This window comes from Schaalia sp. ORNL0103, assembly GCF_019429565.1.
Classification (GTDB): domain Bacteria; phylum Actinomycetota; class Actinomycetes; order Actinomycetales; family Actinomycetaceae; genus Pauljensenia.
This window is the reverse complement of record NZ_JAHXSA010000001.1, coordinates 568,623-589,336: the sequence shown is the minus strand read 5'-3', so window position 1 is coordinate 589,336 and position 20,714 is coordinate 568,623. Positions and strand designations below refer to the sequence as shown.

16 protein-coding genes and 1 tRNA gene are annotated in these 20,714 nt (G+C 66.1%); 6 read left to right on the top strand and 11 right to left on the bottom strand.

The features are described from left to right. Window positions 1-515 precede the first annotated feature (515 nt). A complete protein-coding gene (locus JJJ16_RS02620; RefSeq protein ID WP_219751273.1) occupies window positions 516-2,309 on the top strand; it encodes a cell wall protein in 1,794 nt (597 codons plus the stop codon). A gap of 173 nt (window positions 2,310-2,482) precedes the next feature. Here the strand turns inward: JJJ16_RS02620 and JJJ16_RS02615 are convergent, their stop codons facing one another. The 9 genes from JJJ16_RS02615 to JJJ16_RS02575 form a co-directional block, all read right to left on the bottom strand. Beyond that, window positions 2,483-4,177: a hypothetical protein gene (locus tag JJJ16_RS02615; RefSeq protein WP_219751272.1), complete on the bottom strand. Its 1,695-nt coding sequence runs from the start codon at window positions 4,175-4,177 to the stop codon at window positions 2,483-2,485. Continuing rightward, complete coding sequence (locus JJJ16_RS02610) at window positions 4,162-4,956, bottom strand: ABC transporter ATP-binding protein (RefSeq protein WP_219751271.1); 795 nt, start codon at window positions 4,954-4,956, stop codon at window positions 4,162-4,164. The genes JJJ16_RS02615 and JJJ16_RS02610 overlap by 16 nt, the downstream gene beginning before the upstream one ends. Before the next feature lie 107 nt (window positions 4,957-5,063). After that, window positions 5,064-6,056, bottom strand: coding sequence for a hypothetical protein (locus JJJ16_RS02605; protein ID WP_225904968.1), 993 nt, complete (start codon window positions 6,054-6,056; stop codon window positions 5,064-5,066). Window positions 6,057-6,128: 72 nt separating this feature from the next. Then, window positions 6,129-6,602 carry a peroxiredoxin gene (locus JJJ16_RS02600; RefSeq protein ID WP_219751270.1) on the bottom strand — a complete coding sequence of 158 codons (474 nt, stop codon included), beginning with the start codon at window positions 6,600-6,602 and terminating at the stop codon, window positions 6,129-6,131. Between the two features lie 53 nt (window positions 6,603-6,655). Next, window positions 6,656-6,736: transfer RNA gene (locus tag JJJ16_RS02595), tRNA-Leu, on the bottom strand. A gap of 84 nt (window positions 6,737-6,820) precedes the next feature. After that, window positions 6,821-7,912, bottom strand: coding sequence for a tRNA 2-thiouridine(34) synthase MnmA (mnmA, locus tag JJJ16_RS02590; protein WP_219751269.1), 1,092 nt, complete (start codon window positions 7,910-7,912; stop codon window positions 6,821-6,823). Beyond that, window positions 7,913-9,118, bottom strand: coding sequence for a cysteine desulfurase family protein (locus JJJ16_RS02585; RefSeq protein WP_219751268.1), 1,206 nt, complete (start codon window positions 9,116-9,118; stop codon window positions 7,913-7,915). After that, window positions 9,115-10,092, bottom strand: a complete 978-nt coding sequence (locus JJJ16_RS02580) for an electron transfer flavoprotein subunit alpha/FixB family protein (RefSeq protein ID WP_219751267.1) — start codon at window positions 10,090-10,092, stop codon at window positions 9,115-9,117. The genes JJJ16_RS02585 and JJJ16_RS02580 overlap by 4 nt, the downstream gene beginning before the upstream one ends. Before the next feature lies 1 nt (window position 10,093). Further along, a complete protein-coding gene (locus JJJ16_RS02575) occupies window positions 10,094-10,897 on the bottom strand; it encodes an electron transfer flavoprotein subunit beta/FixA family protein (RefSeq protein ID WP_219751266.1) in 804 nt (267 codons plus the stop codon). Between the two features lie 193 nt (window positions 10,898-11,090). Between JJJ16_RS02575 and glgX the strand changes: the two genes are divergently transcribed. From glgX to glgB, 5 genes are all read left to right on the top strand, one after another. Then, on the top strand, window positions 11,091-13,379 hold the full coding sequence (gene glgX / locus JJJ16_RS02570) for a glycogen debranching protein GlgX (RefSeq protein WP_219751265.1): 2,289 nt from the start codon (window positions 11,091-11,093) through the stop codon (window positions 13,377-13,379). Between the two features lie 48 nt (window positions 13,380-13,427). Continuing rightward, entirely contained in the window at window positions 13,428-14,528 is a 1,101-nt protein-coding gene (gene trpS, locus JJJ16_RS02565) for a tryptophan--tRNA ligase (RefSeq protein WP_219751264.1), read from the top strand. A 31-nt stretch (window positions 14,529-14,559) separates the two neighbouring features. After that, window positions 14,560-14,814, top strand: a complete 255-nt coding sequence (locus JJJ16_RS02560; RefSeq protein WP_219751263.1) for a hypothetical protein — start codon at window positions 14,560-14,562, stop codon at window positions 14,812-14,814. Between the two features lie 188 nt (window positions 14,815-15,002). Beyond that, on the top strand, window positions 15,003-17,045 hold the full coding sequence (locus JJJ16_RS02555) for a maltotransferase domain-containing protein (protein ID WP_219751262.1): 2,043 nt from the start codon (window positions 15,003-15,005) through the stop codon (window positions 17,043-17,045). A gap of 163 nt (window positions 17,046-17,208) precedes the next feature. Continuing rightward, window positions 17,209-19,404, top strand: a complete 2,196-nt coding sequence (glgB, locus tag JJJ16_RS02550; RefSeq protein WP_219751261.1) for a 1,4-alpha-glucan branching protein GlgB — start codon at window positions 17,209-17,211, stop codon at window positions 19,402-19,404. A gap of 107 nt (window positions 19,405-19,511) precedes the next feature. Here glgB and JJJ16_RS02545 read toward each other — a convergent pair whose 3' ends face one another. After that, window positions 19,512-19,685 carry a hypothetical protein gene (locus tag JJJ16_RS02545; protein WP_060566941.1) on the bottom strand — a complete coding sequence of 58 codons (174 nt, stop codon included), beginning with the start codon at window positions 19,683-19,685 and terminating at the stop codon, window positions 19,512-19,514. A 42-nt stretch (window positions 19,686-19,727) separates the two neighbouring features. After that, entirely contained in the window at window positions 19,728-20,630 is a 903-nt protein-coding gene (locus tag JJJ16_RS02540) for a tetratricopeptide repeat protein (RefSeq protein WP_225904967.1), read from the bottom strand. Window positions 20,631-20,714: the final 84 nt, after the last annotated feature.

Here is a 20,714-nt window from a genome sequence, read left to right as displayed (position 1 = left end):
ACACCGGAACCATCATGCAAACGGTACAAAACTCGCCCAGCACACACAAAACACCCCCAAATCAGCCATTTTTCGCAAGCAGGGCGAATATTGTCACGCAGATTGTTCGAAGCCCACCGAGCCGGGCGAGTTTCGTCTCACTCACCAGCACCATGTTCACGAGTCCCCATAGCTTGGCCCAGTTGGCAGCGATGCAAACCACCCAACGCGCACACGAACCGGTTATGTCGCATATGGGACGGGACACCCATGCACGGATGATTGGGGGTGCGTGCAATCCAAGGGATCCGCGCACATTCAGGGGCTAGCACGCGATGCGACCACGCCTGATAGAACCGTCAATCCGAAGCTGAGCTCACAATAGGCGATGCGCTGTTCGACAATGTGTATACTTAAAAATCATGAATCATTCCGTTTAATTCGCTCACCTACGACTGGGGAACATCATGAGGAATAGCCGGAGAGTTCTAGCTACGGGTGCTGGTTTAGCTCTTGTCGCTGCAGGTGCGGTATCAATGTTTGCGCCACGCAGCGCACAAGCCGATGCCCAGCCCTTCTCCCTCTCACAATACGTCTCATCAACAAGCACGACGGTGTGCAATACGAACCCTGTCATCACGACCTATCACGGTACCGTCGTACTGAATATTCCGATCACTGCGCTTATGGCAGGCCACGAGGCCGAAATCCGCGCTGCGGCTGCACAGGGACTCTCCCCGCATGACTCGGGCAACAACGACAACCCCGACATCACACTGACCGTGAGTGTCCCTGAGGGAGTCACGTTGGGAACGTCTCCCGCGAAATCTACCTCGTCAATGATCGCCTACACCTCGTTCTCGCCGGGCGCTGAGCGCACACAGGTCACTGCGAATATCCAGCTCAGGGATCTGAACTGGCAGCAGCTACTCGACATCTACGATGCAGAGAAAGCCGACCCCGATCAGCACACGATCAAGGTCCAGGTCCCCTATGCCGTTGGCACAACTGACCCCGCGGAAGCGACTCAACTGGCCAGCGAACAGGTTACCGTGACAGGTACGTTCAACTTCTTCGCATCAGCGACCGCTCCCGCTCAGGTCTTTAACTTCGATACGAAGACCCTGGCACTCGCACAGTCGCCCACCGACTGCTTCGCGTCCGCACCAACGCGGACAACGCGCTGGGTTGATGAAGAAGACGGCCACGACTTACAGCCCCCGAAGACCGGGCCGAACTTCTTCCAAGCCGCAGGAATTCCGGACTACGAATTCTCCACGCAGGAGTTGTCTGCGGATGGCTTGACCGGCATTTACAAGTACAAGAAGGTGTTTGGCTCCCTTCCGGTCAATGGCGATGACCCGACAATCGACACCGATTTTAGGGTCGGCCTGGAGGGGAACACTCCGACTCAGACTGAAAAGATCTACGCCGAGAGCAAAGATTCTCTCCTGACCATCGAGAACGTCGTTCACTTGAACGACCTTCGTGGTGGACGCATTGCGAAGCTCCTCGAGAAATACGACGAGGCACCCAACGCTTTCGACGATATTGCACTGAAGAATGCTCACTTGGGTTTCACAACCCAGATCACTCTTCCTGCGCAGCTGAAGTTTTCTGATCCCTCGGCCATCTCGGTGACTGGGCTTCCCCAGGGCTTCTCAGCGAAAACCGTGGCAGTTAACGGACAGACCGCAACGGTTACCGTGGACTTCGATAACCCCGATCAGATCACCACCATCGCAGCCCTCAAGGACGCGATGAGTGCGCTTCACGGTGATGCGGTGATCACTATTCAGAAGATTGCCTTCACCGAATCCGCAACTGCCGATACGGATTACCAGATCGATCACCTCACGCAGGGCGTTATTTCGGTTGATGTTGAGAAACAACTCGGTGTCATCGTCAGGCCCGGGACGCCTTCACCCGCATGCCCTCCGACGATGGACGACTACGACACTGTCGTACTGGCCGAACCTCGTCCTGTTGTTGGAACAGTATTTGATCCCCCATCGCCCGCTTGTCCCCCTACAGACACCCCTTATTCCGCCGGATGGACGCTTCCCATGACCGGCCCTTCTGCCGGATGGGATGAAGCTCCGCTCATGAAGCACCCCCTGAAGTACACGACCAGCGAGGCGCATCCCGATGTGACGCGGTTTTCCTTCAAGCCCGGTCCGACGCCTACACCGACGACGGTGACGCCCTCGGTTCCTCCTACGCCTGCAACGCAGCTCGCCAAGACCGGTGCTCTCACCGGCGATATGCTGGTGCTCGCTGCCGTGACGGGCACTATTGGCGCCACGGCAATGCGAAGGAAGCGCTCTTAATTCGCGTGTCATAGTCATAGGCGGGGTGCCGGTGAATCGCCGGCACCCCGCCTTATTTGGGTTAACAGACAAAACCCCAAAACCGCTCCAGCACAGTGTGCCACAGCGTCCAACAATGAGGCCGGGGCACCCCCGTGGGTCACCCCGGCCTCGTACATCCACGCAAGGAGAGATCAGTGTCCCGGCCAGCTGCGGATCGACGTGAGCGCGGCGACAGCGTAACGATCCCACACGCGCCCGCCAATGCGGACAGCAGCCTCAAGGACGAGGACCGACCACGCGAGGGCCACGACGTAGGCGACCCAGTCCGGCACGAAGCCGAAGGACGCCAGCACGAGCAGCACGTAGGACGGGATCTGCAGGACCGCGGTACCCGCGAAGCCCACAAGCTGCAGCAGCATCGTCATGAGGAAGGAACCCGTCCCCTTCGTCGCCAGCGGGGACGTGCCCGGGGGCTGCACCGGGTACACCCACCGCGCGTTAACGACGAGGGTCGTCGCGGCCGCACCCGCGAAGAGGACGACGCCTATCACCTGGTGGAACACGAAATCGGAGGCACTCGCACCGCTGACGGCATCGTGAATGAGATAGCCGATGACCTGGGGCACTAACACGATGAGCGAGCCAACGAGGCGTCCGCGACGTTCCTCGCGACCGCTCATCCCCGACGAGACCACGATCCAGGCGCCCGTCGAGTCGTATTGCATGAGCGCGCCGGTCGTCAGGCCCGTCGTGACGGGCACCAGGTAGAGGAAGATACCCGCCGAGAAAGCGAATGACTGCCCCTCAGCAACCAGCCGCCCCATGAAGATCGCAACAATCGGGAAGAGCAACGCGAGCGCCATGTTCATGTTCAGGCGCGTATCGACGATCCAGTAGCGCAGCGTGCGCGCGGCCAGGGAGGCGCTGCGCACCCCGAGGCCGAGGCGCGTGAACAGGTCGACGCTGCGAAGGCCGGCGGCTCGCGACTGCTCGGAGCGGCGACTGCGCGCTTCTTCTTCGAGAGATTCGTCGATGAGATGGCGCCCCTCGTCGATGGCGCGCTGCGCGTCGGCGCTGATCTCACCGGCGTAGCCGCTCATGACGGGGCGCAGGACGGCGAGCCAGGCCCGCCAACCGACGATTGCGGTCACGACCGTGATGAGAGCGCGGATCGCCGCGGCCACCCACGCGCCCTCGAGCAGAGAGGCAACAACGCCGAAAGGCGCTCCGAAGGGAGTCCACAGCGCGACGTTCACACCCGCCTTGAAGGCCTCAACGGAAAAGTTCCGGGTCAGCAAAGACATCCAGTAGCCCAAGGGGGTTAGCACCAGCATGAAGACGACGGCGCCCAGGGCCGTGACGGCATCCTTCTTGCTCGAGCTGTCCAGGCGTACGGCGAACCAGGTCCCAACCGCGCGCGCCCACAGCACCGCGAGAGGCAGCGTCACGAGACCAGCGATGAACCAGCCGAGCGCCTCAAGCCACTGGGCGCGCCACAGCGCGAACCAGACGGGCAGGAAGAGGATCATCGCGGACAGGAGCCCGCCGGGACCGACCGCAGTCGAGGCGGCCAAACCCGCCCCGAGGCGCTTGCTGGGTCCCACGTATGGCGACAGGCGCACGGGATCGAGAGAGTTGTCCATCGAGGCGAAGATGATCGGGAGGACCAGCCACAGCAGGAAGATGAAGGGCCCAACGATCGGCATCACCGGCGCGGCCAGGTAGGCCTCGTCGGAGCGAGCGAGGAAAGCGGTGCCCACGAGAGCGGAGGTGTAGATTCCGCCGAAGTACAGGACGCCGAGAACCGCGAGAACGAGGACGACCGTCTGTTTGCGAACCGTGTTCCAGATGATGCGGAGCTTGAGGCGAATCAGTTGCCCAACCACGACAGGCCTTCCTCAGAGTGAACGCCGCCAACCAGGGAGGTGAAGCGCTCCCCCAGGTCGCCGCCCTGGGCGACCTCGTCGGTGGTTCCGGCGACGAGCACGCGCCCCTTGTCGATGATGGCGACGTGCGTGCACAGCTGCTGGACGGTCGCCATCACGTGCGAGGACAGGATGACGGTGCCACCGCGACGCGTGTAATCGGTGAGGATCTGGCGGATGTTGGTCGCGGAAACGGGGTCCACGGCCTCGAATGGTTCGTCGAGGACCAGGACTCGCGGGGAGTGAATGAGGGCGGCGGCCAGGGCGACCTTCTTCGTCATGCCCGCCGAGTAGTCGCTGATCAGCTTCTTCCCCGCCTCGGCCAGGTCGAGGGCCGCGAGGAGCTCGTGGGCGCGCTCGCGGGCGACGGAGGCGTCCAGGCCGTGGAGCATGCCCACGTGGACGAGGAAGTCGGGGCCGGAGAGGCGGTCGAGGAGGCGCATCCCGTCAGGCATCACGCCGAGGAGGGCACGCGCCTCCTGGGTTCGCGCCCACACGTCGATACCGTGCACGTAGGCGGTGCCACGGTCGGGGGTGAGCAGGCCTGTGGCCATGGTCAGCGTCGTTGTCTTACCGGCGCCGTTGGGACCGACGATCCCGTAGAAGGATCCGGTGGGGATGTCGAGGGACAGGTCGGCGACGGCGACGAGGTTGCCATAAATCTTGACGAGGCCTCGGATCGCCAGTGCGACATCATCCCCCACGGGGGCGGCTGGCACGGCGGGCTGCGAATCGGACACGAGATACTCCTTCACGCATTGAAATACCCGCTCATTTTACGAGCGATACAAGGCAATGCGGTAGAACATATCTCAGATGATGACCCTCCCCCGGGCCGATCACGCCGTCAGCGGGAGCTGACGATGACGGTCAAGCCCTGATCCGGTTCGTACGTCCAGGTCGCCTTATAGGATCCCCACTGCTCCGACTGGGTGCCATCGATCGCGCGGGTCGCGTACATGCGCTCGCGCACCGCCGCTGGGGTACCGAGCTTGCCGAGCACGCACTGGAAGATCGGTGTCGTCAGACTATCCCCACTATCGGAGAAGGCCTCGAGGGTCAGCGAGGTCTCATCACTGGCCAAGCGAGCATGCAAACCACGTGCGTGACAGGAGTCGACGGCGTTCGTGAACCCGGAAGAACCCGTCGAGCGCGCAACATACAGTCCACCGACTACGGCCGCAACAATCAGGAGCGCCGAGATGAAGCCGAGGAGAAACATGACAAGGTCTCCATGGCGCTGCCCGCGGCGAGTGGGCCGCTCACGGCGATCCATGCGCGAGGCACCGACACCCGAGCGTCGTGTCGCACGCTGGGCACGCGACGCACCACCAACCCGAGAGGCCTCTTCGGCCTGTGTTGGCGCGGGCAAAGCCGGTGCCGACGTGCCCCGCTTCTGAGCCACCTGCTCCCCCGCCGAGTCCACGACACGCATCGTCGTGCGGCGCCAGTCATGATGGACAGGAACGCCAGGATGCTGATCGCCCTCAAAGGCCACCCCGGCCTCGTCCAGATGCGCGTACTCGCGCGCGGGAGATTCCACAACGGGTGCGGCCTGCGCGGGGGCGGCCTCGCGCGCAGCTACCTGGTGCTGCGTCACCGCGGCAGCGTCCTTCGAGGGGCGAGAATCATTCGAGGAGCGAGGCGCACCGGAAGCCTTGCGTCGAACCGCCGCGACCTCGGCAGTGACGGCCTGTTCGGCGGGAGAGGACTCGGGCGCGTGGGACATCGTGGGCAGGCTGGGCTGCTTCCGCAGACGCGCGGGCACGGCGTCGGCCGGATACTCCTGCGTCACCTGCCCCGCACCGATTCGATACGCGTCAGGCGTCCTGGCCCCCATAACTCCTCCATTAGTAACTAGCTGTCAGTTTCTTGACAATCATAGGTGCTAGTTACTCGAAAAGCAATGGGATTAGTCGATACCGAGATCCTTACGCAGGCGAGCCACGTGGCCCGTTGCCTTCACGTTGTACTGGGCGAGGGCCACCGTACCGTCGGGGTTGACGACCACGGTCGAGCGGATGATGCCCACGTAGGTGCGGCCGTAGTTCTTCTTTTCGCCCCAAGCCCCGTAGGCCTCGAGAATCTCGTGATCCGGGTCGGAGGCCAGCGGGAAGGTGAGGGACTGCTTCTCGGTGAAGCGCTCGAGGGCGGCCATCGAGTCGGCGGAGACGCCGATCACCGAGTAGCCAGCGCCCTGGAGCGAGGCCAGGGAATCGCGGAAGTCACAGGCCTCCTTCGTGCAGCCGGGCGTGGAGGCCTTCGGGTAGAAGTAGACGATGACGCCGCGCGACGAGGCGGCGAGGAGGTCCGACAGGGACAGGGTTCCCTGAGTGGTCTCGGCGGTGAAGTCGGGGGCCTTGCAGCCAATTTCCAAAGCGCTCATGACCTCAGTCTATCGACCACAACCTCCCCGGGGCGACCGGGCAGGGGCAACTGTGCGCGAGATGGGACTCGAACCCACACGTCAAAGACACTGGAACCTAAATCCAGCGCGTCTGCCAATTCCGCCACTCGCGCGCGCACCCCAGTCTAACGGATGAAGCGCGAAGCCGTCCGCATGCCCTCGCCCACGTCTCTCGACGGCGCGCAGGCCCGAGGCCCTCAGCGCCCGGTTGCGTCGATATTTCCCTCGCCGAGAACGCGAGTTCCGCGGTACACGACCATCGACTGGCCGCGCGCGACTCCACGCGCACTACTCGCGAGGACGACGCTGATGGTTCCGGCGTCCAGGTCGCGCGTCAGCGACTCGACGGGCACGGGCGTGCCGTGCGCGCGCAGCTGCACGAAGAGGTCGGTCGCGTCGGATCCATCGTCGTCGGAGGCGAGCCAGACGGCATCCGTCGCCGTAATGCGGGAGATGGACAGGAGCTCAGAGGCTCCCACGACGACTTGGTTGGTCTCCGGCCTCGTCTCAAGGACGTAACGGGGGCGCCCATCGGGCGCTGGCGCGCCAATACCAAGGCCCTTACGCTGGCCGACCGTGTAGTTCCAGTAGCCCTCGTGGCGGCCGAGCACCTCGCCGTCGGGGGTGACGATCTCACCCTCCGAGGCACCCAGGTGAGAGCGCAGGAAGCCCTGCGTGTCACCGTCGGGAATGAAGCAGATGTCGTAGGAGTCGGGCTTGTTGGACACGCCCAGGCCGAGGCGCTCGGCCTCGGAGCGCACCCACGCCTTGTTGGGAGCGTCCCCCAGCGGCAGGACGACGCGGTGAAGCTCCTCGGGCCCCATGACGGCCAGCACATACGACTGGTCCTTGAGGTTGTCGGCACCGCGGTGCAGCTCGGGTCCGGCCTCGCCATCGACGATGGCCGCGTAGTGGCCGGTGCACACCGCATCGAAGCCGAGCGCGCGGGCGCGGGTGGCGAGCTCGCGGAACTTCACGAACTCATTGCAGCGCACGCAGGGGTTGGGGGTGCGCCCAGCCTTGTACTGGGCGACGAAGTCGGTGATGACGGTCTGCTCAAATTCCTGGGCGAGGTCCCACACGTAGAACGGGATGCCAATGATCTCGGCGGCGCGCGCTGCGTCGCCGGCGTCCTCGATCGAGCAGCACCCACGCGAGCCGATACGGCACTCCTGGGGCTGGGAGGACAGGGCCATGTGGACACCGACGACGTCGTGCCCGGCCTCGACGGCCTTCGCGGCGGCGACGGCGGAGTCCACGCCGCCGGACAGTGCTGCCAGAACTCGCATCTAGCGTTCCTCATTTCGTTCGTTGCGCACGTGGGTGATGCCATCCAGGGCGGCACCCGCGCGGATCGCCATCGGCAGGGCGGCCAGGAAGGCGTCGATGTCGTCGCGCGTCGTCTCATGGCCGAGCGAGACACGCAGGACACCGAGCGCCTGCTCCTCGCTGCGTCCCATCGCCATGACGATCTCGGAGGGGCGCGTGACCCCCGCGTGACAAGCGGACCCGGCGGACACCGCAATCCCGGCCATGTCGAAGGCCATGAGGACGGCCTCGGGGCGGGCGGTGGGCAGGGACAGGTGGATGATGGCGCCCGACGAGGCCGTCTCCCCCACCGTCGGATACGTGCCTTCCGGCAGGTGGGACAGCAGATGCGCGCGCAGGTCGGCCGCACGGGAGGCGAAAGCGGCGCGCTCGGCGACGACCTCGGCAAGGGCGGCACCGAGGGCGCAGGCGCCCGCGACGTCGGGCGTGCCCGAGCGGATCGAGCGCTCGTGGCCGCCACCGGGTCGGTCGGTCGTCATGGGGATGCCTCGTCGAGCGAGGAGAACGCCAATGCCCGCGGGAGCGCCCACCTTGTGTCCGCCGACGCTCATGAGGTCCAGACCGAGCTCCGCAAAAGACACGTCCAGGGTTGGAATGGCTTGGGCGGCGTCGGAATGTACGAGGCCTCCGCTGGCGTGCACGAGCTCAGCGAAGTCTGCGACCGGCTGAATCGTGCCGATTTCGGAGGACACGAGGGTCATGGATCCGAGCGCGAGGCGACCATCCCACGAGGCGGGCGCGTCGTCGTCGGAAACACCGGGCAGCACCGACAGGCCGCCAGCATCCACGGGCAGGACCTCCCAGGAGAAGCCCTCGCGAGAGGCGACCTCGCGCTGGTGGGCGACAGCATCATGCTCGAGGCCCGAGACGACGATCAGGTCGCGCGCGCCGTCGCGCCCGCGCATGCCTCGGGCCGCGGCCATCACGCCGAGGGCGTCAGATTCGGTGGCGCCGGACGTGAAGATGACCTCATGGATGTCTGCTCCAAGGGCCGCTGCGACCTGCTCGCGCGCGTCGTCGAGCATGCGACGGGCCCGCCGCCCTCCGAAGTGAAGGGCGGCGGGATTGCCGGGGGTTGCAGCCAGGTCACGCTGGGCGCGGGTCCACGCCTCGAGGGCGCACTCGCGCAGCGGCGTGGTAGCCGCGTGGTCGAGGTAGACGCTCACGCCTGGGAGCGCGCCTCCTCGATGGCGGCCAGGGCTGCGGGCACGACCTCGGTGACGTCACCGACGACGCCGAAGTCCGCGATCTCGAAGATCGGGGCGTCCGGGTCGTCGCACACGGCGACAATGTGAGCGGAGGACTGCATACCCACCGTGTGGTGGATCGCGCCGGAGACACCCAGGCCGATGTAGAGGTTCGGGGTGACGGTCAGGCCGGTCTGCCCGATCTGCTCGGATCGCGGGGCCCAGCCCTCGTCGCAGGCGACGCGGGTCGCACCCACGGCACCACCGAGCGCCTGAGCGACGGAGCGCACCAGCTCGAAGTCACCGTCCACGCCACGACCACCGCACACGACGGTGGAGGCATCGGTCAGGGACACGCCTTCCTCCTCGTCGGGAACGGAAGAGACGACCTGAATCGCGGAGGCCTCGGGGCTCAGCTCAACGGTCAGCGCCTGCGGGGTCAGGGCGACGGGAGAGGCCACCGGGGCCTCGTCGATGACACCGGAGGCGATGCCGACGATCGGGGTCTGTCCCTCAAGGACGATCCTCATCGACCAGGAGCCGCCCAGGGCGGTCTTTCCGATCTGGAGGACGCCGCCGTCGAAGCCGACGGAGGACGCGCCCGAGACCACGCCGGCCTCGGTGAGGGCGCCGACGCGGCCGGCGATCTCACGACCGCGGTAGTCCGAGCACAGGAGCACCAGGCCAAAGCTGCCGGTCGCCAGCGCGGAAACAAGCGCGTCGGAGGCCACGACCGAGGAACGCGCCGCGTCACCCAGGTCGGCATGCAGCAGCTGGGTCGCACCCAGCTCAGACAGGGCGGCCACGTCGGGGGTGGTGGCCAGGGACAGCGCGACGACATCGGCGGAGGTCAGGGACGCGGCCAGCGTGACCGCCTGGCGAGCCAGGGGCGTCAGGTGATCGCCCGCCTGATCGGCCAGAACGAGGATCGGGGAACTCATCTGCTGCGTCATGTCACTTCACCACCGAAAGGATGTAGTCGGCCAGAGCGCGCCCGCCCTCGCCGGCGTCCTGAATGATCGTGCCCGAGCCGTCGCGGGTCTTCTCCTCGCCGTGGGTAACGGCGGTCAGCGCGCGGCGCATCACGAGCGCCTCGCCACCGGGAACCTCGACGAGGTCATCGATGCCCCACTGATCCAGCGGCTTCTTGCGGGCGGCCTTCATCGCGGCGAAGGCCGGGTAACGCGGCTCGTTGATCTGGTCGGTCACGGAGACGACGGCGGGCAGCGCGGCGCGCACGGTCTCGGTGTAGCCGTCGACGGCGCGTTCGATGGTGACGGCACCGTCCTCGACGCTCAGGGAGCGGGCCAGGCCCAGCAGCGGCATGTGGGCCTTGGCGGCCAGAGCGGCGGGCAGCATGGAGGTCATCGCGTCCAGCGAGGCCATGCCGGTAATCACCAGGTCGACGGAGCCGCACTCCTGCGCGATCTTTGCGATCGCGACGGACAGAACGGAGGCGGTCGTGATGACGTCGGAGCCCTCGAGGAACTCGTCAGACACAATGTACGCACGGTCGGCGCCCATCTGCAGGGCCCGCATCAGGGAGTCCTCGGCGTCCTCGGGGCCCATCGTCAGCGCGACGACCTCGGCCTCACGACCCGCATCCTCCTCGGATTCTTTGAGCTGGACGGCAGCCTCGATGGCATTCTCGTCCAGTTCGTTGAGCACATCGTCCTCACCGCGCACCAGGCGGCCGCCCTCAAAACGGCGTTCGGACTGCATGTCGGGGACATGCTTCACACACACGACAATTCTCATGACTTCTAGCGTGCCACATTCTGCGCAGCACGCCCATATATATGAGGGTTGCCTCACCAGTGCGTGCCGCTGTTCATACCCTCAGCTGGCCCCCTAATCCGACCGCTTAATTAACGGTCACGTATGATGGATGATGGCTGCATCTATCAGGCTACGGTGCAGCCAATAAACTGTAAGAAAGAGGCACTGTTATATGTCCGAGCGTTCCGGCTCGTCCAGCATCCCCACCGTGCGCGTCACCGAACCTAATCCCGTTCCCACCCGTCTGGGGGTTTTCCCGTCGGGCGACGGTCTCGATGTCGCCGTGGTCGCCAGGGCCGCCTCCGGCGTGGACATGTGCATCTTCGACGAGGCCGGGGCTGAGACCCGCTTCGCTCTGCTCGGCCCGAAGACCGGCATCTGGCACGGTCACATCCCCGGATACGGTGCGGGGACCCGCTACGGTTTCCGCGTGCACGGCACCTGGGATCCTGACGGCGGCCAGTTCTATAACTCGCACAAGCTTCTCCTCGACCCCTACGGCCGCGGCCTCGACGGCGTGGTGGACATGAAGCCTGCGGTCTACGCGCACTGCGTGGATGAGGACCTTTACCCCTCCGAGTACCCGCTGCGCCGCTCCCCCATTGACTCCGCGCCGTACATGCCGCGCTCGGTCGTCGTGGAGCCCTCCTTCCCGATCGCGCCGCAGCCTCACACGCCGTGGGAGACCACCGTTATCTACGAGATCCACGTCAAGGGCTTCACGAAGAACATGCCCGGCGTGCCCGCGGAGCTGCGCGGCACCTACGCGGGCCTCGCTCACCCGGCCTCCGTGTCCTACCTGAAGGACCTGGGCGTCACCGCCGTCGAGCTGCTACCCGTCCACGCCAAGTGCGACGAGCCCTTCCTCACCGAACGAGGCCTGACGAACTACTGGGGCTACTCCACCCTCTCCTTCTTCACCCCCGAGCCCTCCTACGCCACCGAGGCCTCGCGCGAACGCGGCGCCCAGGCCGTCGTCGACGAGTTCCGCGGCATGGTCTCGCTCCTGCACCAGGCGGGTATCGAGGTCATCCTCGACGTCGTCTACAACCACACGTGTGAGGGCGGCGACGCGGGTCCGTCCCTGTCCTGGCGCGGCCTCGACTCCGACATGTACTACCGTCACACCACCTCGCGCCCGGTCCAGACGATCGACGTGACCGGAACGGGCAACACGGTCAACATGGATCATCCGAAGTCCATCCAGATGGTGATGGACTCGCTGCGCTACTGGGTCCGCGAGATGGGCGTGGATGGCTTCCGCTTCGACCTGGCGGCCACGCTCGGCCGTTTCTCGACGGGCTTCAGCCCCATGCATCCGCTCCTCATCGCAATGGCGACAGACGAGGTCCTGGCCCACTCGAAGCTGATCGCCGAGCCGTGGGACGTGGGCCCGGGCGGCTGGCAGACGGGTAACTTCCCCGTCCCCTTCTCCGAGTGGAACGACCACTACCGCGGCGCCCTGCGTAACTTCTGGCTGGCGGACGTGCGCGCCCAGGCCTCGGGCCATGTCGTCTCCGGTCCCAACGACCTGGCGACCCGCCTGTCCGGTTCCCAGGACGTCTTCGAACACGGCCTGGGCCGTCTGCGCGGCCCCCGCGCCTCGATCAACTTCGTGACCGCCCACGACGGCTTCACCCTTGCGGACCTGACCGCCTACGACCGCAAGCACAACACGGCGAACCTGGAGAACAACCGGGACGGGTCGGACGACAACCGCTCGTGGAACCACGGCGTGGAAGGCACGCTTGCTTCGAACGGCACGCACCCGGGCGCCGACACCCCCTACGCGATTCTCTCCGACATGACGATCGCCGACCTGCGGGCCCGCTCCCAGCGCAACATCTTGGCGACGATGTTCGTCTCCTCGGGCACACCGATGCTGACGGGCGGCGACGAGTTCGGCCGCACCCAGTACGGCAACAACAACGCCTACTGCCAGGACGATCCGATCTCATGGGTCGACTGGGACCTGGCCGAGAGCCAGCAGGCGCAGATCGACGCCGTCTCCTGGCTGATCTCGCTACGCAAGGCCCACCCGGTTCTGCGCCCCGACCGCTTCGCGACGGGCACTCCCCACAACGGCGACACGATCGCCGACCTGTCTTGGTACACCGCCCAGGGCACGCCCATGCCGGACTACGGCTGGACGGACTGGCACCACCGCACGTTCCAGATGCTGCGCTCGGGCGTAACGTGGGGCGACCGCGACGCGCTCATCATCATCAACGCCAACCTGGACAGCGCCGAGGTCACCTTGCCCGAGGGCCATGACCTCGACTGGCTCGTCGCCTACTCAACCGTGTGGGCCACTCCTGCCGAGGGTGGCGTCGGCTCCACGCTCAACCCCGCCGAGCTCTCCCTCGAGGTCGAGCATGTGACCCCGCGTTCAACGCTGACGATTGAGCCTCTCTCCGTCACCATCCTGCTCTCCGACGTGGCATTCCAGCCCGAGAGCTGACCATTCTTCCATTCCCCCCGTCACTCACACATTGGATAGGATTCACGCATGACTCGCAGTGAAGATGCCCTGGAAACCGCAACCTCTGATGCCTCGCTGGCCCGCTCGAAGGCCCGCAGCGCCGAGATCGACCTGGCGATCGACCAGGACCCCTCGCGTTTCCGCATCCTCACGGGTGACCGCCCGACCGGCCACCTGCACCTGGGCCACTACTTCGGCACGCTGCGTAACCGCGTGCTCCTGCAGAACCGCGGGGTTGAGACCTGGGTTCTGGTCGCCGACTACCAGGTGATCACCGACCGCGACGGCGTGGGCCCGATCCGTGAGCGCGTCCTCGGCCTCGTCGCCGACTACCTGGCCGCGGGCATCGACCCTGAGCGCTCCACGATCTTCAACCACTCGGCGGTTCCGGCCCTCAACCAGCTGATGCTGCCCTTCCTCTCCCTGGTCACGGAGTCGGAGCTGCACCGTAACCCGACCGTTAAGGCCGAGCTGGAGGCGACCGAGGGCCGCGCGATGACGGGCCTCATGCTGACCTACCCGGTCCACCAGGCCGCCGACATCCTCTTCTGCAAGGCGAACATCGTGCCCGTGGGCCAGGATCAGCTCCCGCACCTGGAGCAGGCGCGTCTGATCGCCCAGCGCTTCGACAAGCGCTACGGCCGCGCCACCCCCGAGCGCCCCGTCTTCCCCCGCCCCGAGGCCCTCCTCTCCGAGGTGCCGCTGCTGCTGGGCACGGACGGCCAGAAGATGTCGAAGTCGCGCGGCAACACGATCGAGCTGCGTATGACCGCGGACGAGACCGCGAAGATCCTCAAGAAGGCGAAGACCGACGCCGAGCGCCGAATCACCTTCGATCCCGAGGGTCGTCCCGAGGTCTCGAACCTCCTCATGCTGGCTTCCCTGGCGACGGGCGAGGCCCCCGAGGCGATCGCCGACCGCATCGGCGACGCGGGCGCGGGCACCCTCAAGGCCCTCGTCACCGAGTCCCTCAACGAGATGCTCGCTCCCCTGCGGTCTCGCCGCGCCGAGCTCATCGCGAACGAGGACTACCTGCTGTCCATCCTGCACGCCGGTAACGAGCGCGCCAACGAACAGGCCGACCAGACCCTGTCCGAGGTTCGCACCGCCATGCAGATGGTCTACTAACCCATCACTCACTACGTCATTGGAGACAACTATGGCCTACGACCAATTCCCCGAACGTCCCGACGAGTCCGTCGGCTCGTGGATGCTCACCCTCTTCGTGTCCGGCATCCCAATCATCGGCGTCATCTACCTGCTGGTGCTCGCCTTCGGCTCCGGCTCCGCGCCGTCGAAGCGTAACTACGCGCGCGCCGTCTTCGCCTGGGCGATCATCGGCCTCGTGGCGACGGTCATCCTCTACGTCCTCTTCGGAGCGGCGATCTTCGCAGGGCGCAACAGCGGCCACTGACGTCTCGTCTCACGTCTTCCAGCGGGGCGGCATCCGAATCACTCGGGTGCCGCCCCGCCCTTTCTCGCCAGCCAGGGGCTCTGTCGTTCCTTCACACGCCCCATCACCACACCATGGGAGATCGTTCGCAGAGCCGAGGCGTGGGCCTCACTTTCACGCGCGCGCATCGATAGGCTACTGTGGGTCCCGTGAGCGAGAAACTGTTGCCCCGTATCCCGATCATCGAAGTGTTCCCCGTCATCGAAGACGGCACGCTTCCCGCCAAGGCGACCGAAGGTGAGCCTTTCCCCATTCGTGCGACCGTGTTCCGCGAAGGACACGACGCTTTCGCCGCCGAGGCCGTCCTGCTGCGCCCGGACGGGGGTGAATACTCCCGCACGCGCATGGTCGACATCGCCCCCGGTCTCGACAGGTACGAGGCCTGGGTGGCCGCCGACGCCCCCGGCGCGTGGTCCTTCCGCGTGGACTCCTGGTCGGATCCCTACGCGACGTGGCGCCACGACGCGACCGTGAAGGTCGGCGCCGGCGTTGACGTCGAGCTCATGCTTGAGGAAGGCGCCCTCCTCATGGAGCGCGCGGCCGAAGGCACCGCCTACCGCAACCCCTCCCAGAAGCGCCCCCCGGCCTCGGACATTGACGTCCTGACCGACGCGGCGCGCCGCCTGCGCGACACCAGCCATTCCGCCCAGCAGCGCCTCTCCGCGGGCATCTCCTCGCGCGTGCGCCTGATCTTCCGCGACCACCCGCTGCGCGACCTGCTGGATTCCTCCCGCGTGTACCCGCTCGACGTGGCCCGCACGAAGGCCCTGGCGGGCGCATGGTACGAGATCTTCCCGCGCTCGGCGGGGGCTTTCCAGCGCCCCGACGGCACGTGGGTCTCCGGCACGCTCGCGGGCGCCGCGGAGGACCTGCCGCGCATCGCGGGCATGGGCTTCGACGTTGTCTACCTGACCCCGATCCACCCGATCGGCACGACGCACCGCAAGGGCAAGAACAACGCCCTGGAGGCCGCCCCCGGCGATCCGGGTTCGCCCTACGGCATCGGCTCCCCCGAGGGCGGCCACGACGCCATCCATCCCGAGCTCGGCGACTTCGCTGACTTCGACCGCTTCGTCGAGCGCGCCCGAGGCCTCGGCCTGGAGGTCGCTCTCGACCTGGCCCTCCAGTGCTCCCCCGACCACCCGTGGGTCAAGGAGCATCCCGAGTGGTTCACGACCCGCGCCGACGGCACCATCGCGTACGCGGAGAACCCGCCGAAGAAATACCAGGACATCTACCCCCTGAACTTCGACAACGATCCCGAGGGCATCTACCAGGCCGTGCGCGACGTCATCGAGCTGTGGATCAACCACGGCGTGACGATCTTCCGCGTCGACAACCCGCACACGAAGCCCATCCCCTTCTGGGAGCGCCTGCTGGCCGACATCAAGGCGCAGTACCCGGGCACGCTCTTCCTGGCCGAGGCCTTCACGCGCCCCGCCATGATGCGCACGCTCGGCGCGATCGGCTTCGACCAGTCCTACACGTACTTCGCGTGGAGGACCGCCAAGGACGAGATCGAAGAGTACCTGCGCGAGCTCTCCGAAGAGACGGCGCACCTCATACGCCCGGCTTTCTGGCCCACGACTCACGACATCCTGACCCCGCAGATGTGGGACGGCGGCACCGCGATCTTCGCGATCCGCGCGATGCTCGCCGCGCTCGGTGCACCCACGTGGGGCATCTACTCCGGCTACGAATTCGTGGAGAACGAGCCGCGCGGCACCTACCAGGAGCCCAACGACAACGAGAAGTACGAGTTCCGCCCGCGCCGATGGGAGGACGCCGAGCCGATTGGTATCTCGCGCCTCTTCACGCTGCTCAACGCCGCGCGAGCCAAGCACCCCGCGCTGCGCCAGCTCCACCAGATCCGCATCCACCCGACCTCCTCGGATCGCCTCATCGCGTTCTCGCGTCAGGTGCCCGGCAAGTTCACGGCGGACGGAAAGCCCGACACCGTCATCTGCGTGATCTCCCTGGATCCGCACAACGGCGTGGATGCCTCGGTCGAGCTCGATCTGGAGGCGATGGGCCTGGCCACCCCGGGTGGTCACATTACGGTCGTCGACGAGCTGGACGGACGCTCCTACGTGTGGGGTTCGTCCAACTGGGTGTCACTGTCCCCCGTGACGCGTCTGGGCCACGTCTTCAAGGTCGAGCCCGCGCATTCTTCACCCTGGGCACAGGCCTAACGAGGCTCGTGCGCCCGGCGCTACCACGTCACCGCGCCGGGTGCACGACGCCCCTTCATAACCCCGTCAATATGAGATCCGGCTCCCTTTTTTGCCGGTCAGACGTTAAACTTATTAACACCAGTGAACTGAGCGGTTCACCCTTCTGGAGTAAGGAACATCCATGAGCTTCGAACTTACGCCGATCCCGGTCAATGACGACATTCTCGACGCCGTTGCCTCAGGCTCCTACTACTCGCCCCACTCTGTGCTGGGCGCCCACCTCGGTGACGACGGTGTCACCATCCGAGTCGTCGCGCACCTGGCCGACGCGGTCGACATCATCACCCCCACCGGCGCCTACGCTGCCACGCACGAGCGCGGCGGCATCTGGGTTGCGGCCCTGCCCGGCAAGGAGATCACCGCCTACCGCGTGTCCGTCACCTACGGCGAGGACACGACCGTGCGCGACGATCCCTACCGCTACCTGCCCACCCTGGGCGAGATGGACACCTACCTCATCTCTGAGGGCCGCCACGAGAACCTCTGGAACGTTCTCGGCGCGCACGTGAAGACCTACACCGACGAGCTGGGCGAGACCACCGGTACCGCCTTCGCCGTGTGGGCCCCCAACGCCCGCGCCGTGCGTGTCGTCGGCGAATTCAACTACTGGGACGGCACCCAGACCTCCATGCGTTCGCTGGGTTCGTCCGGCGTGTGGGAGATCTTCGTCCCCGAGGTCGGCGTCGGCGCCCGCTACAAGTTTGAGATCCAGGGCCCCGGCGGCAACTGGTTCCAGAAGGCCGACCCAATGGCTCGCGCCACCGAGATTCCCCCTGCCACGGCCTCGGTCGTCACCGACTACTTCCACGAGTGGACCGACCAGGAGTGGATGTCCGCCCGCAAGGACCGCAACGTCCACAACGGCCCCATGTCCATCTACGAGGTCCACGCGGGTTCCTGGCGTCAGGGCCTGGGCTACCGCGAGCTGGCCGACGAGCTGGTCCCCTACGTCAAGCAGATGGGCTTCACGCACGTGGAGTTCATGCCCCTGGCTGAGCACCCCTTCGGCGGCTCGTGGGGCTACCAGGTGACCTCCTACTACGCGCCCACCTCGCGCTACGGCACCCCGGACGACTTCCGCTACCTGGTGGACGCTTTCCACCGCGAGGGCATCGGCGTCATCCTGGACTGGGTCCCCGCCCACTTCCCCAAGGACGACTTCGCGCTGGCCCGCTTCGACGGCACCCCGCTGTACGAGGACCCGGACCCGCTGCGCGGGGAGCACCCCGACTGGGGCACCTACGTCTTCAACTTCGGCCGCCGCGAGGTGCGTAACTTCCTGGTCGCCAACGCCCTCTACTGGCTCGAGGACTTCCACATCGACGGCCTGCGCGTCGACGCCGTGGCCTCGATGCTGTACCTGGACTACTCGCGCAAGGACGGCCAGTGGCGTCCCAACCAGTACGGTGGCCGCGAGAACCTGGAGGCCATCGAGTTCATCCAGGAAGCCAACGCGACCGCGTACCGTCGTCACCCCGGCATCGTCATGATCGCCGAGGAGTCCACGGCATGGCCCGGCGTGACCGCCCCGACTTCAGGAGGCGGCCTCGGCTACGGCATGAAGTGGAACATGGGCTGGATGAACGACACCCTACGCTACCTGAGCGAGGATCCGGTCAACCGACGCTGGCACCACGGAGAGCTCACCTTCTCGCTGGTCTACGCCTTCTCCGAGAACTACGTGCTGCCGCTGTCGCACGACGAGGTCGTGCACGGCAAGGGCTCGCTCATCTCCAAGATGCCCGGCGACAAGTGGCAGCGCCTGGCGGGCCTGCGTTCCCTGTACGCCTACCAGTGGAGCCACCCGGGCAAGCAGCTCCTCTTCATGGGCCAGGAGATCGGCCAGGAGCAGGAGTGGAACGAGTCCTACTCCCTCGACTGGTGGCTGCTGGACCAGGAGGGCCACGCCGGCGTCGCTGCCCTGGTGGAGCGCCTCAACAAGATCTACGCCGCCTCCCCCGCCATGTGGGATGACGACTACACGGGCTTCGAGTGGATCGACGCCTCGGACGGCGACCACAACCTGATCTCCTACCTGCGTAAGGGATCGGACGATGCGGGCAACCGCGAGGTCGTCGTGTGCATCTCGAACTTCGCCGGCAACCCGCACGAGGGCTACCGCGTGGGCCTGCCGTTCGGCGGCGAGTGGGTCGAGATCCTGAACACGGACTCCGAGGAGTTCGGTGGCTCGGGTGTCGTCAACGTCGGCACGATCATCGCCGAAGACACCCCGTGGAACGGCCGCCCGGTCTCCGCGTCGCTGCGCGTGCCGCCGCTGGGCGCCGTGTGGCTGGTACCCGCCTCGCAGGTGCGCTGACGCCATAGGCTGATACAAGGAGGCCGGAGCAGGGATTCCTGCTCCGGCCTCCTTCGTTTTCTGGTCGTTGCGGCTTCGGCACGCTCCGGTATCAGCGGGCGCGACGTTTAGAAGCCGGCCCTCCCCCGGTCGATCTGCCCCTGCAGCTTGATGAGTTCGCGCCTCACTTCAGGGTCAGACTCACGGTCGATCTTCTTCGTCAATTCGTTGTGCGTGGAATGCCATCCGTACCACACGACGACCAAGACGAACACGACTGCGACGATGATCCATGCTGCCATGATGACGGCCCCTTTCCGCAACTGTGCGTTGGCACGACGGTATCACATGAGGAGCATCGCCAGGCGCGTGCGTGCCTTGGAGACCTCGGGCGTCGATCCCGCGACCCGGAAGAGGTCCAAGAGACGCAGGCGCAGAGCGTCGCGCTCCTCGTCATCCTTCGTAGCGGCCAACAGATCGAGCAGCACGTTGAAGGCTCCAGCGGCGTCGCCAGCGGCAAACAGCGCGTCCGCACGTGCGGCGGGATCGGTGGCGTCGGCCTGCGCGCTACGGGCCGCCAGTCGCACGTGGGACAGGTGAGACTTCGCGTCCTCGTCGCGCGGATTCAGCTCGATAACCTTCTCCCAGCCGGCGATGGCCGCATCGAGGTTACCGGCAGCCTCGGCGGCCAGGGGTGCCTCATGCTCGGGCGGGGTGGGGGCGACGGTGTCCTCGGCGGCCACAGCAATACGCGCGGTGACGCCCATCTGCGCAGCGGCATCCAGAACCTGCGTCACGATGGGGAGCACCTGTTCCTTCGCTGCCGCACCCTGGAACAGCGGAACCGGACGCCCACCGACGAGGGCGACGACCGTGGGCACGCCCTGGATCTGGAATGCCTGGGCGATTGCGGGGGCCTTGTCGATGTCGACCTCGACCAGCTGGAACTTGCCCGCCTGCTCGCGCGTGATCTCTTCGAGCATGGCCAGTGTCGGCTTGGATTCAAGCGAGCGCGGCGACCACATGATCATGATGACCGGCACGGCCTGGGAGGTGGACATGACGTCCTGGAAGTTCTCCTCGTCCGTGGTGGTGATCAGCGGGATGTGCAGGCCCTCCCCCGCTGCGGGAGCGGCGGACTCCTCGGGAGCGGGTGCGCTCGAACGTGCCGACAGGTCGACGGCACCGTGCGAGTCTGCGGGCATGGGCGTCGCCTCGGATGCGGGGCGAGGGTCAGGCGTGGTCATGGTGTCCTCTTTGTCAAAACAGTTGGTGCTAGGAACGATGATATGCGTCGTCCCCACGACTCTAAGCCGCGGGGACGACGTGTG